This is a genomic window from Streptomyces sp. NPDC007084 (assembly GCF_040703595.1).
Classification (GTDB): Bacteria; Actinomycetota; Actinomycetes; order Streptomycetales; family Streptomycetaceae; genus Streptomyces.
In genome coordinates, this window is record NZ_JBEYFY010000016.1 from 1 (window position 1) to 15,848 (window position 15,848).

Sequence of the window (15,848 nt, forward strand, 5' to 3'; positions counted from 1 at the left end):
GGCTCGCGGCTCGCGGCTCGCGGCTCGCGGCTCGCGGCTCGCGGCTCGCGGCTCGCGGCTCGCGGCTCGCGGCTCGCGGCTCGCGGCTCGCGGCTCGCGGCTATGGTGCTGCTAGCGCATTTCAAGCCGGTTGGCAATCTTTTGAGAAGTTCCGTGACGGGTGAACTCGTACACGGTAACGAATTGCGCCGACTGTCATGCAGGCATTGGACCAGCGGACCTATGGCTCTACCGGCCGACTGTCACGCCGTTAGGGCCACCCCTGCGCGTCAGCGGCTCCCGTCCCCGCCCGACGAGTCGTCGGGATCGACCCCCGTGAAAGCGGAGGCGTCCTTCTCGCCGCTGGGGCGGCGCGACTTCCCGCGCGGGCCGGAGTCGTGCATGCCACGGGACTTCTCGTTGCGGTCCTCGGCGCTCGTGGTCAGGCTGTCCGAGGTCGTGCCCTCTCCGGAGGCGCGCTTCTCCTCCATCGTCGGCACCTTGCGCGGCCGGTCGGCATCGGGTGCGTACCGGTCGGGGTGGAAGGAGCGATGCGGACTGGGGTTGTCCTGCTGCGACTCGTCGTTCACGGACGGTCCCCAGCGCAACTCGCTCGCGTCCTTGGAATTCTCGTTCCCGGACTCGGCCGGGGGCTGGTTCTTCGGCATGGTGGGACCTCTCGTCAGTAACCGGGTACCCCTCATACCGGTACAAAACGGCAAGTCGACGGGCGGTTTCGGGATCGGAGAAGGGCGGCGCGGGGACACGTCACGGGTTCGGCGGGGTGGCCCGCAGGCCGCCGAGCAGTGTGGCGAGATAGCGGTGCCCCGTTCGGAGCCGGTCGGCGGACGTGCCGCCGTGGACGTTCACGGCGTAGGCGATGCCGCACATCAGCGGGACGAGATCGCCGGCGGACAGGTCGGCCCGGACCACTCCGGCCCGGTGGGCCCGGTCGAGGAGTTCCGTGCCGGTCGTGGTCAGCGCGTTCCGGAGTTCGGTGGTGCGCGGGAGCGCGTCGGCCGGCGCGGAGGTCACCAGAACCAGCGAGGCGTCGGTGATCTGCGCGTCCAGGGTCCGGGTCAGAAAGCCCTCGAAAGCGCGCCAGGGATCGGCGTCGGCCAGCGCCTCTTCGCCATGGGCGGCCAGCGCCTCCAGGCAGGGTGTCGCCACGGTCTCCAGCAGCGCTTCCGGAGTGGCGAAGTGCCGGTAGACGGTGCCGACCCCGAGGCCGGCGCGACGGGCGACGTCGTTGAGCTGCAACGCGGCGCCCTGGTCGACGAGGTCACGGGCGACGGCGACGATCCGGTCCCAGTTGCGGGCGGCGTCCTTGCGTAGCCGGGGGGTCGTCATGGTGGCCAGTCTCTGTCGCGGGTCCCGTCAGCCGGGGGTCCCGGCGTCTGCGTTCGGCGCGTTCGATCATACGCAGGCGTCCCGACGCCGGCCGCTCTCGTGGTGATACGTGGCCGTCCGGACGGGGCCGCACCCGTGGCGGGTGGTGGGGCGAGCGCCGGCGGGGGCGGGCGAGCCCCCGGCCCAGCATGCCCGCCCCCCGCCTGCCCTCGCCCCCCGCCTGCCCTCGCGTCGGCGAAGGCGGGCCGGGGATGTGCCGATACGGGGGTGGCTCCTAGCCGGTGAAGACGGGAGCGTGGGCCTCGCTGAGCCTGCGCACCGCCTCCGCGACGCGCTGGTCCCCGGCCCCCCGATAGGGGGCGACCGGCCGCGCTTCCGGGCCGATGAGCACCCCGGTCCGGCCGGCCAGCGCTTCGTCCGTGGCGGCGACGACGGACGGCCTGGCCGCGGTGGACGCCGGTCCGGACGTGGACCGTTCGAACCTGCGGCGCACCAGCGGCCACAGCAGCCGCAGCGCGGGGGAGACGATCTTCGGGTCGGTCAGGGTGCCGCTGGTCATGTCGGTGGCGGCGCCCCCGGGGTCGGCGGCGAACACCGAGACGCCGGTGCCGGCCAGCCGGTCGGCGAGGTCGAGGGTGTACGCGAGGTTGGCGAGCTTCGCGCGGCCGTACCAGTGGAAGCCGTAGTAGCCGCCCGGAGGCTCGACGGTGTCGAAGGCCCGCTTCGCGACCCCGACCGCGCCCGAGGTCACGTTCACGATCCTGCTCGGTGCCCCGGCCTTCAGGGTCGGCAGGAGCAGCTCGGTCAGCAGGTACGGGGAGAGGTGGTTGACGACGAAGGAGGCCTCGACGCCGTCGATCTCGCGCCGCTCGGGGAACATCGCCCCGACGTTGTTCACCAGCACCGTCAGCGGATCTCCCGAGGCTTCGTGCTCGTCCGCGATCCGGGCGGCCAGCGCGCGCACCTGGTCGAGCGAGGAGAGGTCGGCGGCCAGGAACCGGGCGGGCAGAGCCGGGCGCGTGGCGTCGATCCGCTCCACCGCCCGCTTCCCGCGCTCGGCGTTCCGTCCCACCACGGTGACCCCGTACCCGGCGGCGGCAAGCCCCAGCGCCGTCTCCAGGCCGATACCGCCCGTCCCGGCCGTGACCACGGCTCTCATCATGTGCTCCTCCAGCTCCAACCCGATCGGGAAACGGATAGGTCATCCGATTTCCGGGGTCGACGCTAGCACGGATGCGGATTACCTATCCGTTTGATTCGCGCATCCCTCTCGGCCGGCCGGGGGTGCCGCTCGGCCGGGCTGTCGCCACACCGGCCCGGATAGCGCACAGGCCCCGTACATCCCCCCGCGCCGGGACATATGTGAGGCCCCCGACGTGACATCCGTACTGCCGGATCGGTGTCACTTGGATCTGCACGGCGCCCCCTCGGCCTCCATACGCTCGAGACATGTTCAAATCACGCAAACCGGCACCAGGCGATGCCTGGGAAGGCGTTGTCGAGGGCAAGTCGCGGGGCATGCTGGACGGCGCGAACATGTACCACTTCGTCGAAGTGCGCTCAGCGGACGGCCAGTTGACGAAGGTGCGCGTCGAGCGTCGCCTGTGGAAGTCGCTTGCCGTCGGCGATCGCATCGTCAAGGAGGCGGGCCGCGACCCGGTGAAGGCGTGACGTGATCCGGCGAAGGCGTGGGGCGATCCGGTGAGGGCGCGAGCGGTCAGGGCACTCCCGCCTCGTGACAAGTGACACGAGTGCGCAAGTGCTCTGAGGAGTAACGGGGTTGAGCCCCTCCGGCTCCTGGACGGACGGTCATCAAGCAGGAGCCGGAGGGGGTGGATCAGACCGCCGGGGTGAAACGGTCCCAGGCGCGGTGGCGGCCCAGCAGCTCGGTGAGCTGTTCCAGCGCCGCGTCGGCGGTCTCGGCGCTCACCACACCGGGGGCGTCGAGCGCGACCCCGGCCGCGGCCAGCGCCTCCACCCCGTCACCCCACGCACCGACGGCCTTTCCGTGGCGGTAGGCCTCCACCACCATGAGCAGCACCCGTGAGTCGACGCCCGCGACCATCGCGACATCGTCGTCCACCTTGGCGTCCCGGGCACCGTAGCCGTCGGCCCCGACGGCCGGCGCGCCCGCGAGCAGCAGGGCGTCGAACTCGGTGGAGCGGGCGTTGGCGAAGGTGCGCTGCACGGTGACGGGTTCGCCCTCGGCGTCGAGGACTCCGCCGGTGGGGGCGATGACCAGGGGCACCATGCCGGCGTCCAGCACAGCCTGGCGGACCGAACGCACGCCGGTCAGGTCCTGGTCGGCTTCGGTGATGATGCCGATGATCCTGCCGTCCAGCGGCCAGGTGCCGCCGAGTTGGGAGAGGGCCGGGCTGGGCTGGGGGTCGGTGAGCGGCACCGTCGGCGCCGGGGCGGGCAGACCGAGGCCCGCGGCGACCTGCGCGCACAGTTCGGCGTCGATGTTCGCCAGGACCTTCAGGGCGCGTTCCTTGATGGCCGTTTCCCAGCATTTGCTGAGTTCGAAGGTGTACGAGGCGACGATGTGCTCGCGTTCGGTGGGCGTCATGCTCAGCCAGAACAGCCGGGGCTGGGTGAAGTGGTCGTCGAAGGAGGCCGCCGCCTCACGCACCTTGCGGGATGCGTGCACCTCCTCGGGGACCTCGATGTAGGCGCCGTTGTCCGCGCCCGCGAGGAACGGACAGCCCCCGTCGAGGGAGTTGGGCCGGTAGGGCGCGACGCCCTGGTGCACCGCCGTCTGGTGCATGCCGTCCCGGAGCATGTCGTTGACCGGGGTGTGCGTGCGGTTGATCGGAAGCTGCCCGAAGTTGGGGCCGCCGAGCCGGCTGATCTGGGTGTCGAGGTAGGAGAACAGCCGCCCTTGGAGCAGCGGGTCGTTGGTGACGTCGATGCCGGGCACGAGGTGGCCGACATGGAAGGCGACCTGCTCGGTCTCCGCGAAGTAGTTCGAGGGGTTCGCGTTCAGGGTGAGCAGGCCGACCGGCTGGACGGGCGCCAGCTCCTCCGGCACGATCTTCGTCGGGTCGAGGAGGTCGATGCCCTCGAACATCTGGTCCTCGGTGTCGGGGAAGGTCTGCACGCCGAGTTCCCACTGCGGGAAGGCGCCGGCCTCGATCGCGTCGGCCAGGTCACGGCGGTGGAAGTCGGGGTCCACCCCGGCGGCGATCTGGGCTTCCTCCCACACCAGGGAGTGCACTCCGAGCTTCGGCTTCCAGTGGAACTTCACCAGCGTCGTCGCGCCCTTGGCGTTCTGGAGGCGGAAGGTGTGGACGCCGAACCCCTCCATCATCCGGTACGAGCGCGGGATGCCCCGGTCGGACATGTTCCACAGGGTGTGGTGGGTGGCCTCGGTGTGCAGGGTGACGAAGTCCCAGAAGGTGTCGTGGGCGCTCTGGGCCTGCGGGATCTCCCGGTCCGGATGCGGCTTGCCCGCGTGGATGACGTCGGGGAACTTGATGGCGTCCTGGATGAAGAACACCGGGATGTTGTTGCCCACCAGGTCGAAGACGCCCTCGCTGGTGTAGAACTTCGTCGCGAAGCCACGCGTGTCACGGACGGTGTCCGCCGAACCGCGCGAGCCGAGCACGGTGGAGAAGCGCACGAACACCGGCGTCTCGACGTCCTTGCCGAGGAACGCCGCCTTGCTGATCTTCCCGGCGGTGCCGTACCCCTGGAACGTGCCGTGGGCCGCCGCGCCGCGCGCGTGCACCACCCGCTCCGGGATGCGCTCGTGGTCGAAGTGCGTGATCTTCTCGCGCAGATGGTGGTCCTGGAGCAGGACCGGCCCCCGCGGTCCCGCCTTCAGCGAATGATCGGTGTCGTACGGCCGCGCCCCCTGCGCCGTGGTCAGGAACTCCCCGCCCTGGGCTACCTCCGCCTGCGGGACGCCCGTCTTCTGGCCGGTGGGGGAGTACGTGTCCGGGCCGCGCTGGTCGGGCTTGGGCGGCAGCGGGCCGGCCGGCTCGGTCGGCTCGTCCACCGGAGGGGGCACCGGACTCGGAGCGCCGGGGATCTCGTTCCCGGGATGGGCGATGTCCTGGACCTTCTCGGCGACCTTGTCGGCCGCTGCCGCCACGGGGTTCTTCTTCTTGGCACTCACGAGCATTTCCGATCGTTCGAGGGGGAGGGGCGAGAGGAGCTGTCCCGTCCCGAGGGGCTGCGCGAGATCCGCTGAAGCTGGGTACCCCGGTCGGCTGTCGCGACGCGTCGGCGCACCCGACCGCGCGGAAGGTTCACCCGCCGGGCGCCCTTCGCCGTCTCACGGGCGTGGACATGTGGTGCTCTCGGACGCGGAAGTGCGTTGCTCACCGTTGCTCACGGGCGGCGCGGAAGAATCCCGCTCACGGACGCAGAAGAGTCTTGATCATGCCGTCCCGCTTCGCCTGGAAGGCGGCGTACGCGGCCGGGGCCTCTTCGAGGGGCAGGTGATGCGTGGCGAAGGAGTCCACCCCGAGGGCGTCCTCGTCGGTGAGCAGCGGCAGGATCTCCGGCACCCAGCGCCACACGTTGGCCTGCCCCATCCGGAACTGGAGCTGCTTGTCGAACATGCGCAGCAGCGGCATGGGGTCCATGGCACCCCCGTACACCCCGGAGAGGGAGACGGTGCCGCCGCGCCGAACGAGATCGATCGCCGCGTAGAGCGCGCCGAGCCGGTCGAGGCCCGCCTTCTGCATGAACGGCTGCGCCAGCGCGTCGGGGAGCAGTCCGGTCGCCCACTGGGCGGCCTTGGTCACCGGGTTGCCGTGCGCCTCCATACCGACCGCGTCGATGACCGCGTCCGTGCCGCGCCCGCCGGTCAGGTCGCGGATCGTGTCGCCGAGGTCCTTCTCGTGACGGCGCAGGTCCAGACAGGTCACGCCGTGCGCGGAGGCGCGGTCGAGACGTTCGTTGACGAGATCCACGCCGATCACCAGCCCGGCGCCCCGGTGCTGCGCGATGCGCGTGGCCATGTCGCCGATCGGGCCGAGCCCCAGCACGGTGAGCGAGCCGCCGGGCGGAATCGCCGCGTACTCGACGGCCTGCCAGGCGGTGGGCAGCACGTCGGAGAGGTAGACGAAGCGGTCGTCGGCCGGCCCTTCGGGCACCTTGATCGGCAGATGGTTGCCGAACGGCACCCGCAGGTACTCGGCCTGCCCGCCGGGCACCTGCCCGTACAGCTTGGTGTAGCCGAACAGGGCGGCGCCGGAGCCGTAGGCGTGGACCTGGGTCGTCTCGCACTGCGAGTGCAGGCCCTGGGAGCACATGAAGCAGGTGCCGCACGAGACGTTGAACGGGATGACGACGCGGTCGCCCGGCGCGACGGCACGCACCTCCGGGCCGACCTCCTCCACGACGCCCATCGCCTCGTGCCCCAGGATGTCGCCGGGGTCCAGGAACGGCCCCAGAACCTCGTACAGGTGCAGGTCGGAGCCGCAGATGCCGGTGGAGGTGATCCGTACGATCACGTCGTCGGGCTGCTGGAGGACAGGGTCGGGGACCGTCTCCACCCGGACGTCCCGTCGGCCCTGCCAGGTCAGTGCGCGCATGCTGTCCGCCTCGTCGCTCGTCCTCAAGCCAGTGATCTTCACGACCGGGTATCCAAAGCGGGCGCCCGCAACCGGACGACCTCTCCCGGCGCGCGGCACCGCGCCGATCCGGGGCATCCGGCGGTCGTCTCCGAGCGAGGGCGAGTGCGGAGGCCTAGCGTGGGAACGCAGCGTGCGACGCGACACTTCCAGCAGCGTGCGACGCAACACTTCCAACGGCGGAGGAACCCCATGGCCGTACGGCACAGGTTGATCAGAAAGTCACCCGACGAGGTCTGGGCGGTCCTCTCCGACGCCGCGCGGTACGCGGACTGGGTGGTGGGCACCTCCCGCGCCGAGCCGGACGAGGGGAACTGGCCGGAGCTGGGAGCGGCCCTGCGCTACGAGATCAGGCTCGGGCCGCTCACCCTGCACAACCGGACCGTGGTGCGCCGCAGCGAACCCACGGCCATCCTGGAACTCGAAGTCGACAGCGGCGCCCTCGGGACCGCGCGGATCGCCATGGAACTGCGGCCCTGGGGCGAGGACACCCTCCTCATCTTCGACGAACACCCCTTGCGCGGGGTGGGCGGCCTGCTGCACAACGGCCTCCTCGACATGGCCCAGCAGGTGCGCCACCGCGCGATGCTGGGCCGCCTCGCCCGGTTGTGCGAGGGCGGGGACGAGGGCGACGGTGTGAGCGGGGAGGACACCGACCGCACGCCATCCGGGCGGCCACGGCCGCGCTTGGCCCGGACCTGAGCCGGTACCTGGACGTGGACCGGTACCTGGACGTGGGCCGGTACCTGGACGTGGGCCGGTACGGGGACGTGAACCAGTACCGGGACCTGAGCCGATACCGATACCGAATACCGAAACCTGCGCCGATACCGATACCGATAGCGAATACCGGGACCTGAGCCGATACCGAGACCGATATGGAGACCTGGACACGGCCGCGCCGCCGGGCGCGGTGCCGCTACCCACCGAGGCCGGGAGCACGACATGCCGGACGCCGTAGTGATCGGGGCGGGCCCCAACGGGCTCGTCGCCGCCAACCTCCTGGCCGACGCGGGCTGGAGCGTGGAGGTCCTGGAGGCCCAGGACGAGCTGGGAGGAGCGGTCCGGCACGACCGGGGAGTCGACCCCGACTTCGCCAGCGACCTCTTCAGCGCCTTCTACCCGCTCGCCGCCGCCTCCCCGGTCCTGGCCGGCCTGCACCTGGAGCGGGAGGGCCTGCGCTGGAGCCACGCCCCGAAGGTGCTCGCCCACCCCCTGCTCGACGGCCGCTGCGCGGTCCTCAGCCGGGACCTGGAGGAGACGGCCGCGAGCCTGGAGACGTTCGCGGCCGGGGACGGCGCCGCCTGGAAGGAACTGCGGGACATCTGGGAGACGGTGCGCCCCGGCATCCTGGAGGCCCTGTTCACGCCGTTCCCGCCGGTTCGCGCGGGGGCCAGGCTCGCACTGAAGGTGCGCGCGGCGGGCGGGCTGCGCCTGGCCAGGACGATGCTGATGCCGGTGCGGAGCCTGGGCGAGGAGGAGTTCCGCGGCGAGGGCGGCCGGCTGCTGCTCGCGGGCAACGCCCTGCACGCCGACCTGGCGCCGGAGGCCGCGGGCAGCGGCGGCTTCGGCTGGCTCATGTCCATGCTCGGGCAGACCTACGGCTTTCCCGTGCCCGTCGGCGGCTCCGGCGCGCTCACCGCCGCCCTCGCGCGCCGGCTGGCCCGGCGCGGCGGGACCGTCCGCTGCGGGGAACGGGTCACCGAGGTGGTCGTCCGGGGCGGCCGGGCCGTCGGCGTCCGTACGGCGGGCGGTGAGGCGGTGCGGGCGGCTAAGGCGGTCCTGGCGGACGTGACCGCTCCCGCCCTCTACGGCTCCCTCGTCGCGGAGGAGCACCTTCCCGGCCGACTGCTTGCCGATCTGAAGCGCTTCCAGTGGGACTTCGCCACCTTCAAGGTCGACTGGGCGCTGAACGGGCCCGTGCCCTGGACCTGCGCCGAGGCCGCGCGGGCGGGCACCGTGCACCTCGCGGAGGGCGTGGACGCGCTCACCCGGTTCGCCGCGCAGATCGCCATGGGCCGCGTCCCCGACGAGCCCTTCGCCCTGTTCGGCCAGATGACCACGGCCGACCCCAGCCGCTCGCCCCGGGGCACCGAGTCCGCGTGGGCCTACACACACGTGCCGCACCGGGTGCGCGGCGACGCGGGGGGCGACGGGCTGACCGGCTCGTGGGACGCACGGGAGCAGGAGGCGATGGCCGACCGTGTCGAGGCGCAGGTCGAGCGCTACGCCCCCGGTTTCCGCGGTCTCGTCAGGGCCCGGCGCATCCTGGCGCCGCCCACGCTGGAGCGTATGGACGCCAATCTCCACGGCGGCGCCATCAACGGCGGCACCACCGCCCTGCACCAGCAGCTCGTCTTCCGCCCCACCCCCGGCACCGGCCGCCCCGAGACCCCCGTCCCCGGCCTCTACCTCGCCTCCGCGTCCGCCCACCCCGGCGGGGGAGTGCACGGAGCCCCCGGGGCCAACGCGGCCCGCGCCGCCCTGCGCCGCCGGCGCGCCGCCGCTCTGCCCCGCCTCCAGAAACAGCTCACCCGCCGCGACCGGAAAGGGCAGCCCTGACCTGGGCCCCCGCCGGACCGGCCGGGAGGACGAGCGACCGGCCAGGCATGTAATCGCCCAGGCGGCGCAGACGTGAGGTATGAAATGTGTGATCTACCGTAAGTCGGCAGCCGGACCGGAGCGGGAGCACGGGCAGGAGCGGGAGCGGCAGCAGGAGAACGGCCAGGTGGACGGCCGGCGGGTGGAGAGCAGCCGGCAGGTGAAAAGCCGGCAGGCGGAGAGCACTTGGCAGGTGGAGAGCACCCGGCGGGTGGAGAGCCGGCAGGCCGACGGCGGCCGGGCGGCGGTCCTGGACAGCCTGAAAAGCGTCGGGGACGACGAGTTCTGCTGGGTGGACGTCCACGATCCCGCCCCCGGTGAGCTGCAAGAACTCGCCGGCCCCCTCGGCCTGCACCCGCTCGCAGTCGAGGACGCCGAGGAAGCGCATCAGCGGCCCAAGCGCGAGCGCTACGGGGACGTCCTCGCCGTCGCGCTCAAGACCCTCTGGTACGTCAAGGAGGGCAGCGAGGTGGAGACCGGCGAGGTCATGGTCTTCACCGGCCCGCATTTCGCCCTGACCGTCCGGCACGGGCCGGCCGATCCGACGACCGAGGCCGCCCGCCGGCTCGACGCGGACCCGCGGCTGCTGCGTTTCGGGCCGGCCGCCGTGCTGCACGCCGTCCTGGACACGGTGGTCGACTCCTACACCGAGGCCGCCGCACAGGTCCGTACCGATCTGAGCGCGCTCGAGCGGCAGGTGTTCTCGCCGGAGCGCGAGGACCTCACGGAGGAGATCTACTCCCTGAAGCGGGAGGTCCTGGAGTTCCGCGACGCGGTGCAGCCGCTCGTCCCGGTGGCCGAGGACTTCTCCGGCCCGCGCGCCGAGTGGCCCGAGGCGATGCTGCCGTACTTCCGCGACGTCACCGACCACATGCACCGCACCGACACCGAGGTGCGCTCCCTGGACGAACTGCTCAACTCCGTCCTGGACGCCCACTTGGCCCGCGTCGGCACCTGGCAGAACGACGACATGCGCCGCATCTCCGCCTGGGCCGGAATCCTGGCCGTCCCGACCCTCGTGGCCGGCTGGTACGGCATGAACTTCTCCCACATGCCCGAACTGAACTGGCCGTACGGATACCCGCTGGCCATCGCCGCCATGGCCGCCGCCTCCGTCCTGCTGCACCGCACCTTCCGCCGCAACGGCTGGCTCTGACACCGGGGGACCGGGGCCGTTTTCCGGTACGAACAGGTCGGTTTTCCGGTACGAACCGGTCGGCGCCCGTGCGGCGACGACGTCCCCGGCGGCGAGCACCATCCCACCGGTCACCCGGTCACCCGGTCACCCGGTCACCCGGTCACCCGGTCGCGGGCGAGGCGGTGGCCGCCCACCCCGCCTCGATGAACGCGAAGGTCACGTCGATGATCCGCGCCGCCTCGTCGAGTGAGCGGATCGACGGGATGATCTCCAGCGCGGTGCGGGCGACGAGCCGGCTGGCGGTGTCCGGGGCCGCCAGGCCGATGTCCGCGGCGATGGCCGCCGCGAGGGCGTTCTCGTGGCGCAGCCACATTTTCGCCGAGTAGTCCCGCAGGGCCGGCGTGCTCTCGATCAAAGAGTGGAACTCGGCGAGGCCCGGCTCCTCGCGGGCGGTCTCCACCATCCGCTGGAACCAGCCGCGCAGCGCCCCGGGGATCGACGTGCCCTCGGGGCGCTCGCGTACGACGTCGATCAGGCGCTGTTCCTGCTCGTCGTCCTGGTCGAAGACGAGCGCTTCCTTGGACGGGAAGTGGGCGAACAGGGTCGCGGTGGCCACGTCCGCTTCCTGGGCGATCTCGCGTACGCCGACGTTGTCGTAGCCGCGCTCCAGAAACAGCCGCAGGGCGGTGTCGGCGATGAGCTTGCGCGTCTGCGCCTTCTTGCGTTCCCGGCGGCCGAGCTGCTGGTTTGTCCCCATGAGGCAACCATACCCGTTGCGAAGTCGGAACGGTTCTGTTTACAGTCTTGTTCTGGCAAGGCCGGTCGGGCCGACGCACGTCCGGCGCCCCCCCGGTGGGCCGATCCCGCCGTCGCGCCTGAAGGCGACCGAGCCGGCACGCCTGAAGGCGACCGAGTCGTCGCGCTTGAAGGCGACCGAGCCGGCACGCCGCCCCCTTCGCGGAAGGACCCACCCATGTCGAACCCCACCCCGCCCGCCCCTCCTCGCGTCGCGATCGTCGGCGCCGGGCTCGGCGGCCTGCTCTGCGCCACCGTGCTGCGCCGGCGCGGTATCCACGCCACCGTGCTCGAACGCGACCCCGGCCCCCACCACCGCGATCAGGGCGGCAGCCTCGACCTCCACGAACACACCGGCCAGGCCGCCCTGCGCACCGCCGGCCTCCACGAGCGGTTCCTCGAACTGTCCCGGCCGGAGGGGCAGGAGATGCGCGAGTACGACCACACCGGCCGCCTGATCGGCCACGAGGACGGCGCCGAGGGCCCCGCACGCCCCGAGATCGACCGCACCGACCTGCGGAACATGCTCCTGGACGACCTCGGGGAGGAGAACGTGCGCTTCGGCACGGCGGTCCGGGACGTCAGTCTCATACCGCAGGGCCGGGCCCGCCTCGGCCTGGGCGACGGGACCGCCGAGGAGTTCGACCTCGTCATCGGGGCCGACGGCGCCTGGTCCAAGGTCCGGCCCGCGCTCTCCGACGCCGCCCCGCTCTACACCGGCAACACCCTGGTCGAGACCTGGTGCACCGACGTCGACCACCAGCACCCGGTGCTCGCCAGGATGGTCGGGCACGGCATGATGCTCGCCACCGACGCCGACGACCCCACCCACCTGCTCATCGCCCAGCGCAACGGCGACGCGAGCATCCGGGTCTACATCGGCCTCAAGTGCGAACTCGACTGGGCCGAGCGGGCCGGAGTGGACCTCGCGGACACCGAGGCCGTCCGGGCCCACTTCCTGACCGTGTTCGCCGGCTGGCACGAGGACCTGCTCCGCGTCCTGCGCGAGAACGAGGGCCCCTTCGTCAACCGGCCCGTCCACCGCCTGCCCTACCCCCACACCTGGCCGCACACCCCCGGCGCCACCCTGCTCGGCGACGCCGCGCACCTGATGCCCCCGGCGGGACAGGGCGCCAACCTGGCACTGATCGACGGAGCCGACCTCGCCGTCGCCATCGCCGAGGCCGTCCGCGACGGCGCGGGCCTGGACGCGGCCGTCCACGCCTACGAACAGGCCATGCACCCACGCGGCGCCACAGCGGCCGAGGAGTCCGCCCGCGCACTGGAACACTGAGACGAGGCGGGCGCGAGCGCCGGGGGGAGAGACGCCGTGGGGAAGAGTCGCCGTCGGGGAGCGGCACCGTCGGGGAGCGGCGCCGCCGCGTGGCCGCCCGCTTGCACGTTGGCCGCGGTGATCCGGGGGTAGCGTCCTCGACATGGACCTTCGCACCACCGTTGAGCGCGCTCAACGGCTCAGGCAACTGCACGCCGACCACAAGCCGCTCGTACTGCCGACCGTCTGGGACGTCTGGTCCGCGCGGACGGCAGCCGACGCCGGCTTCCCCGCCCTCACCGTCGGCAGCCATCCGCTCGCCGACTCCCGGGGGGCCGAGGACCACGAGGGGCAGACCTTCGAGGAGGTACTGGCCGCCGTCAGGCCGATCATCGCGGCGGTCGACGTTCCCGTCTCCGTGGACCTGGAAGCCGGGTACGGCGAGGAGCCCGCCGACCTCATCGCCGGACTCACCGACGCCGGCGGCGTCGGTCTCAACATCGAGGACACCGTCCACTCGGAGGGCGGACGCGTGCGCGGCACGCAGGAGCACGCGGCCTACATCGCGGCCCTGCGCGCGGCGGCCGACAAGGCGGGTATCCCGGTGTGGGTCAACGGACGCACCGACCTCTTCCTGCACGCCGAGGACCCCGCCGCCGTCCTCGACGAGGCGATCGAGCGACTGCGCGCCCTGGAAGAGGCCGGCGCCGACAGCGTCTACCCGGTGCGCATCCAGGACGACGACGACCTGCTGACGGCGGTGACCGCCGCCGTGACCGTTCCGGTGAACTCCACGGCCCACCCGGTCAAGCACGACCTGGAACGCTTCCGCCGCCTCGGCGTCGGCCGGATCACCTACGGCCCGCTGCTCCAACTCGCCATGACGGACGCGATGAAGGACGTACTGCGCCCCTGGGCCTGACGCAAGAAGCTCGTGTCCCGAAGCTCGCGCCCCGACGCGGCGGCCCTGCCGGCCGCCGCGCCGGGCGGCGCAAGGCGGTGGGGCCGCTTCCGCGTACGGCGCCGATCGGGGCGGGCCGTCGGCAGCGACTCGTACAGCTCACGGACGGCCCGGATGCGCGGGCTGGACGTCTTGGCGTTCTGTCAAAGGGATTCGATGAAGGAGGCAACTATTCGCCATTCTTCCGGATGCTCTCCCTGACCGGAAGGAGACAGAGGCATAGTCGTCACGACTCACGGGGGGAAATCTTGCTGGTCGCCAGCGCGCTTTGGGCAGAACGTCGGGCACGGCTGCCGTCCGGCCCGTCACCGCGCAGGGCTGACGTCAGCCCGTATGCCCCGTCCGCTCTGAGGGCGGCGCGACCACATACGCCGGGCTTACTCCGTCCTCGGACTGGATGACACCGCCGGCGTTCTCCCACTCGACCTCGAATCCGTACTCGCAGACGCCCTTCCGCACGCCCTCGTGCCCCGGGCTCTGTGGAGGAGATGACGTGCGCGACAACGGTTTCCTCAGTCATGCGGCGAGTTCACGCGAAACCCGGGAATCCCCGGCCGGATCGGACAGGCGCCGAGGCGACTTTGTGCCATCGCCCCGTGGCGCGCGCACCGGGCCGCCTGCCGGAACCGCCCCGGCGGTCTCCCGCTCCGGGCGCCTCACCCCGGTCGTCCCCGCGTTGATGTCCCTGGGGCTCGGCTGCTGGGGCCTGTCCCGTCAGGACAGCATGTGGCGCGACGAGTCCGTCACGTATCAGATGGCCCATCGCTCGATGACCGACATGGCACGCGCGCTGTCCCACATCGATGCCGTGCACGGTCTCTACTACGTCCTGATGCACGCCGTGTTCAGTCTCTGGGACGGCGGACTGTTCGCCCTCCGCCTCCCATCGGTCCTCGCCATCGCCCTCGCCACCTGGCTCGTCGGCGCGGTCGCCACCCGCCATGCCGACGCTCTGACCGGCCTCTTGGCGGGCCTCGTCTTCGCCCTCTTACCGATCGTCCAGCAGTACGCACAGGAAGGCCGCTCCTACGCCCTGGTCACGGCGTCGGTCGCCGGCACACTTCTCGCGTTCGACCGCGCTCTGGCCCGCGACCGCGCTCGCGACTGGCTGCTTTACGGAGTGCTCGCGCTGCTCGCCGCTCTGCTCCACGAGTTCGCGATCCTGGCCCTCCTCGCGAACGCCGTGACCCTCCGTCTCACCAAAGCTCCCCGCACACTCGTGCGCCGCTGGGCGGTCGCGGCCGCGGCGGCCACAACAGGCCTGCTCCCGTTGGCGATTCTCAGTCTCGGGCAGTCAGATGAGCAGTTGGGCTGGCTCAACCGCCCGAGCGTCGGGGCGTGGCTCCTGTACGCCGGGGTGGTCGTGCTCGGCGCGGCCTGCGCGCGCTTCGCGTTCGGCGGCGCTCGGAAGCGGTACGGGCCATTCGGCGATGGGGGATACGAGCGTGGGCGGCACCCGCTCGTCGCGCTCGCTCTGCCGGTGCTGGCGCTGCCGAGCCTGCTCCTGATGGCGATCTCTCTCGTGCACCCGTGGTACGTGGACCGCTACTGCGTCTACTCCTACCTCGGTCTCGCTCTGGTGGCAGGCCCCGCCCTCCGACGCTGCCTGACGCTCCTGGCGGCACGTCCGCTCCCGTACCGCGTCGCGATGACCGCTCTGCCTCTCGCGCTCGCGTCGGCGGTACTGGCCCCGTGGTACGTGCTGATGCGGACACCGGAGGCACGCAAGGACGACGTGGTGGCGGTGACCCGGGCGGCGGATGAACTCGGGGAGCCCGGTGACGCGGTGCTGTTCGAACCGGCGCGACGACGTGAGTGGAGCCTGTCGTACCCCCGTACGTGGGGCCGGTTCCATGACATCGCGCTCGCCGTCTCACCGGCGGCGTCGGGCACCTTGCAGGGGTCGGAGGTCTCCGCCGGGCGCGTCAAGAAGCGACTCCTCGCGCAACGGCGCGTACTCGCCCTGCGTGACCCGGCGGGCCAGCCCCTCGACGACACCGCCGCGGAACGCGCGAAACGTGAAGTCCTCGACCGCTACTTCACTTCCTGCGGGACCCGCACGGTGCACGGCGCCCGCGTCACCCTCTACGCGCGTGCCCACGCCTGCGCCTCTCACCATGACGGGCGGTGAAAGCTTAGGCCCTCCCGCTCCCAAAGGCTTCCGAT

General features: G+C 71.9%; 13 protein-coding genes. 7 read left to right on the forward strand and 6 right to left on the reverse strand.

The features are described 5' to 3' along the window. Positions 1 to 269: 269 nt before the first annotated feature. The 3 genes from AB0912_RS15940 to AB0912_RS15950 form a co-directional block, all read right to left on the reverse strand. Positions 270 to 647, reverse strand: coding sequence for a hypothetical protein (locus AB0912_RS15940; protein WP_366699906.1), 378 nt, complete (start codon positions 645 to 647; stop codon positions 270 to 272). A gap of 100 nt (positions 648 to 747) precedes the next feature. Beyond that, positions 748 to 1,329 carry a TetR/AcrR family transcriptional regulator gene (locus tag AB0912_RS15945; protein ID WP_366699908.1) on the reverse strand — a complete coding sequence of 194 codons (582 nt, stop codon included), beginning with the start codon at positions 1,327 to 1,329 and terminating at the stop codon, positions 748 to 750. A 274-nt stretch (positions 1,330 to 1,603) separates the two neighbouring features. Then, the gene (locus tag AB0912_RS15950) at positions 1,604 to 2,491 is read right to left on the reverse strand and encodes an SDR family NAD(P)-dependent oxidoreductase (RefSeq protein ID WP_366699910.1); all 888 of its coding nucleotides are present in this window, start codon (positions 2,489 to 2,491) and stop codon (positions 1,604 to 1,606) included. A gap of 287 nt (positions 2,492 to 2,778) precedes the next feature. Between AB0912_RS15950 and AB0912_RS15955 the strand changes: the two genes are divergently transcribed. Next, positions 2,779 to 3,000 carry a hypothetical protein gene (locus AB0912_RS15955; RefSeq protein WP_366699912.1) on the forward strand — a complete coding sequence of 74 codons (222 nt, stop codon included), beginning with the start codon at positions 2,779 to 2,781 and terminating at the stop codon, positions 2,998 to 3,000. Positions 3,001 to 3,166: 166 nt separating this feature from the next. Here the strand turns inward: AB0912_RS15955 and AB0912_RS15960 are convergent, their stop codons facing one another. Continuing rightward, positions 3,167 to 5,449, reverse strand: coding sequence for a catalase (locus tag AB0912_RS15960; RefSeq protein ID WP_366699914.1), 2,283 nt, complete (start codon positions 5,447 to 5,449; stop codon positions 3,167 to 3,169). Positions 5,450 to 5,690: 241 nt separating this feature from the next. Further along, positions 5,691 to 6,875: an alcohol dehydrogenase catalytic domain-containing protein gene (locus tag AB0912_RS15965; protein ID WP_366699916.1), complete on the reverse strand. Its 1,185-nt coding sequence runs from the start codon at positions 6,873 to 6,875 to the stop codon at positions 5,691 to 5,693. Positions 6,876 to 7,106: 231 nt separating this feature from the next. On the opposite strand from AB0912_RS15965, the gene AB0912_RS15970 reads away from it, so the two are divergent. From AB0912_RS15970 to AB0912_RS15980, 3 genes are all read left to right on the forward strand, one after another. Continuing rightward, a complete protein-coding gene (locus AB0912_RS15970) occupies positions 7,107 to 7,616 on the forward strand; it encodes an SRPBCC family protein (protein ID WP_366699917.1) in 510 nt (169 codons plus the stop codon). A 243-nt stretch (positions 7,617 to 7,859) separates the two neighbouring features. Next, positions 7,860 to 9,476, forward strand: a complete 1,617-nt coding sequence (locus AB0912_RS15975; protein ID WP_366699919.1) for an NAD(P)/FAD-dependent oxidoreductase — start codon at positions 7,860 to 7,862, stop codon at positions 9,474 to 9,476. Positions 9,477 to 9,564: 88 nt separating this feature from the next. Beyond that, positions 9,565 to 10,671: a magnesium and cobalt transport protein CorA gene (locus AB0912_RS15980; RefSeq protein ID WP_366699921.1), complete on the forward strand. Its 1,107-nt coding sequence runs from the start codon at positions 9,565 to 9,567 to the stop codon at positions 10,669 to 10,671. 142 nt (positions 10,672 to 10,813) lie between these two features. Here AB0912_RS15980 and AB0912_RS15985 read toward each other — a convergent pair whose 3' ends face one another. Beyond that, complete coding sequence (locus AB0912_RS15985; protein ID WP_366699923.1) at positions 10,814 to 11,410, reverse strand: helix-turn-helix domain-containing protein; 597 nt, start codon at positions 11,408 to 11,410, stop codon at positions 10,814 to 10,816. Between the two features lie 216 nt (positions 11,411 to 11,626). Between AB0912_RS15985 and AB0912_RS15990 the strand changes: the two genes are divergently transcribed. The 3 genes from AB0912_RS15990 to AB0912_RS16000 all read left to right on the forward strand — a co-directional run bounded on the left by AB0912_RS15990 (position 11,627) and on the right by AB0912_RS16000 (position 15,813). Beyond that, positions 11,627 to 12,742 (forward strand): NAD(P)/FAD-dependent oxidoreductase, encoded by a 1,116-nt coding sequence (locus tag AB0912_RS15990; protein WP_366699925.1) that lies wholly within the window; start codon positions 11,627 to 11,629, stop codon positions 12,740 to 12,742. A gap of 142 nt (positions 12,743 to 12,884) precedes the next feature. Next, positions 12,885 to 13,643, forward strand: a complete 759-nt coding sequence (locus AB0912_RS15995; RefSeq protein WP_366699927.1) for an isocitrate lyase/phosphoenolpyruvate mutase family protein — start codon at positions 12,885 to 12,887, stop codon at positions 13,641 to 13,643. A gap of 622 nt (positions 13,644 to 14,265) precedes the next feature. Next, complete coding sequence (locus tag AB0912_RS16000) at positions 14,266 to 15,813, forward strand: glycosyltransferase family 39 protein (RefSeq protein ID WP_366699929.1); 1,548 nt, start codon at positions 14,266 to 14,268, stop codon at positions 15,811 to 15,813. Positions 15,814 to 15,848 lie beyond the last annotated feature (35 nt).